Source organism: Nioella ostreopsis (assembly GCF_004000255.1).
Lineage (GTDB): Bacteria > Pseudomonadota > Alphaproteobacteria > Rhodobacterales > Rhodobacteraceae > Nioella > Nioella ostreopsis.
Genome location: NZ_RCIQ01000059.1, coordinates 1 through 3228, shown reverse-complemented (window position 1 = coordinate 3228; position 3228 = coordinate 1). Strand labels below are relative to the sequence as shown.

At 62.1% G+C, this 3228-nt stretch carries 1 protein-coding gene; it reads right to left on the bottom strand.

Going from position 1 to position 3228, the window contains the following annotated elements; all coding sequences use genetic code 11:
- The coding region (locus tag EP237_RS22730) for a DUF7507 domain-containing protein (RefSeq protein ID WP_127563092.1) at positions 1-3228 on the bottom strand (3228 nt) is incomplete at both ends.

Below are 3228 nucleotides of genomic sequence, written 5' to 3'. Positions count from 1 at the left end.
TCAAATCGTTTTCCAGTCGCGTTGCGCCATAGATTCCGAAGGCCAGGCCGACTCCGCGCATTCCGGCGACATCATCGTCGGTTGCAACCGGCATCGTGATGTAGCCTGTGAGAAAACGACCGCGAATGCGTTCACCCTCGTCCCTGTGTTCCCGTAGATAGGATCCGGAAAAGCGCAGCATTCCGGATGAGTCGTCACTCCACCGATATCGGGTCTCGGCCTCAACGATCACGCGTTCCTCCGCAACGCAATCAAAGTAGTCGTCCGAAATGGTTGCATCGAAGGACAGGCGACCGCCGCTGTAGGAGAGACTCCCTTCGGGATCAATCCGGTCCGGCCCGGAACAATACCCGCTGTCCAGCGCTTCCTGACGCAGTCGTGTGCCCGCGCCGCTGGCGAAACCGCGCATGTCGCCCACCTGGTCGCGGATGGTCGCCTCGATCTCGTCCTCGATCTCATCTATGAGCTGGTCGCGGATCGTGCTTAGCAAGCCGTCGACTATGCTCACGTCGCTCAGCACCGGGGCCAGACCGTCGTAGTTCATGTCCGAGGAAGAAACAGCCACCGTCGGACGACAAGTATGTAAGCCCTCCACAACGTCATCCGCAATCGGAGTGATGCTCAGATCCTGAGTCTGGTCCCAGTCGCCGGGACCAAAGACCATGCTTGAAGGGCTGATTGTGCACTGTCCATCGCCAGCGAATGTCAACGTGACCTGAGATTCCGGAACGGCGGTGAGCGAGAAACGCATCGTCCCCGTATCACCGCTCTCGGATGCGTCTAGGTCCACATCAACGATACGCAGGCCAGCGTTATCGTCGCTACTGATCGAAAGGCTTCGAGACTGCGTTCCGTCGGTCGCAATCTGGGTGGTACCGTCACCCCCAGTGATGCCGGTGAGCGTCAGAGTCACTGTCTCATCGGCCTCGATCAGCGCGTCTTCGAGGACGGGCACATTCACGGTTACCGATGTGTCCCCCTGTGCGATGGTCACACTTCCCGAAAGGGCTGTGTAGTCCGTATCGGCAACAGCGGTCCCGCCTATCGTGTAGCTCAACTCTACAGCCGCGATGGTCGCGCGCGGCATCGATACGGTAAAGCTGCCATCCGTGGGCGTACCTTCGTTATTTTCTCCGCCATTCTGGTGAGCGGAAACCGAAACCGAGTTATCCGCGCACTGTTCCATGGGAATATTGTTGGCCATCACGTTGGGGTCACCAGCCTCAATAGTGAACACCCGGTAGAAGACCGGATTCGCCGCAAGGGATTCATCGGCAAGTTCTCCGCTATCCCCCACCTCAGTCGATCCGAGAAACGCGGGATCCGCTGGTAGCAAGGACGTTACGTCGAGTGCGCTGGTTGAGACGAGTCTCGTCGTGCTAGCGACCCCCACGCTGGTCGGGTAACTGACAGACATGGTGTAGACCCCTGCCGCAGTTGCATACCACTGGTAGTATCCATCGGTGCCGTCGAAGTCGATTACGACATTGTCGGATGACCCACTAGCGTCAACCACCGAAATCGATCCACCGGACAGGATCCGACCGTCTTCTTCACAGTAGAAGTACCCCGTCGGGTCATAGTCTTCAGAGTCCACGATTCCGTCTTCATCACGGTCAGCCGTGTCAGACTCCTGGGAATCGACGCCCCCGTCACCGTCTGCATCGGTGATCCCCAATCCGTCGGAGTCCTCCACCGGGCTATCCAGCTCATCAGCGCCAGCGGTGGCTACGTTGTCACTGGTAGGAAAGCCGTCAGGCGTCAGAAAGCGGAACGTCACATCGAAGATGGCGTCTTGTCCTGCGGACAGAGTTGAGTCTGCGACAAGCATCTCAGTTGTTGTTTGCCCATCATAGTCTGAGGATAGTCCCAAGCTGGTAGCACCCGATACACGGGAAACCGAGATTACCTCGACGAGATTCCCTGAACCAACGAATGCTGCCAGGTCGTTTGTCAGCGACACCTCAGTCAGCGTGACGTTTCCATCGTTAGAAACCGTAGTCCTGAATGTGGCTCGGTACTGCGTATTGAATTCGCGCGAGACGCCTACCAGCACGTGGTCTATCGTCAGTTCCGGCGAGGCGCTGATCGTGGTCTCGGTTGGCTGGTTGCCGGCAGTGTCCGCGTCGCTGTCCGAGGTGCCGGTGACCGGGTCGCCGTTCGGCGCGCTGGCGCTGGCGGTCGCGCTATTGGCCACCCCGCCTGCGTCGATATCGGCCTGGGTCAGGGTGTAGCCGGCCGTGTAGGTCACGCTCTCGCCCGGGGCAAGCTCGCCCGTCGTGCCGGGCCAGCTGCCCGCCGTCGGCCCGCTACCAAGTGTCAGCTCCGTCGACCCTTCGTCGAGACGCGTCAGCGTGTCATCGGACAGCGTCACGCTGCTCAGCGTCACGTTGCCCGCATTCGTCACCACGATCGACCAGCTCAGCGCGTCGCCCGCGGCGGTGTTGCCGGAGGTCTCCGTCTTCACAACCGTCAGCTCCGGCGACGCGGCAAGCGTCTGCACCAGCGGGTCGTTCGTCGGGTCGCTGTCCTCATCGCTGTCCTGGGCGGGGTCGCCGTCACCGTCCGAGGTCCCCGTGACGTCCGTATCCGTGGGGTCTTGGGCCGTCACCGAGGCGGTGTTCAGCACCTGCCCCGCATCGATATCGGCCTGCGTCACCGCGTAATCGTAGCTGTAGGTCCAGGTCTCGCCCGGCTCCAGGATGTCGTCCGCCGTCACCTCGCCCGTCACGGTCACATCAGACGCCGTCAGCGTCACCGGCGAGCCGCTCGCAAGCGCATCCGTCAGCGCGACCGTGTCCAGCGCAACGTTGCCCGTGTTCTCGATCGCAACCGCATAGGTGATCGTGTCGCCCGGGTTCCAGACCGTGTCTTCGGCGCCGCCCGCAACCGTCAGATCCGTCGAACTCACAGACTTCGTCACCGTCAGTTCCGGCGAGGCGCTGATCGTGGTCTCGGTTGGCTGGTTGCCGGCAGTGTCCGCGTCGCTGTCCGAGGTGCCGGTGACCGGGTCGCCATTCGGTGCGCTGGCGCTGGCGGTCGCGCTATTGGCCACCCCGCCTGCGTCGATATCGGCCTGGGTCAGGGTGTAGCCGGCCGTGTAGGTCACGCTCTCGCCCGGGGCAAGCTCGCCCGTCGTGCCGGGCCAGCTGCCCGCCGTCGGCCCGCTGCCAAGAGTCAGCTCCGTCGACCCCGCATCGAGCCGCGTCAGCGTGTCATCGGACAGCG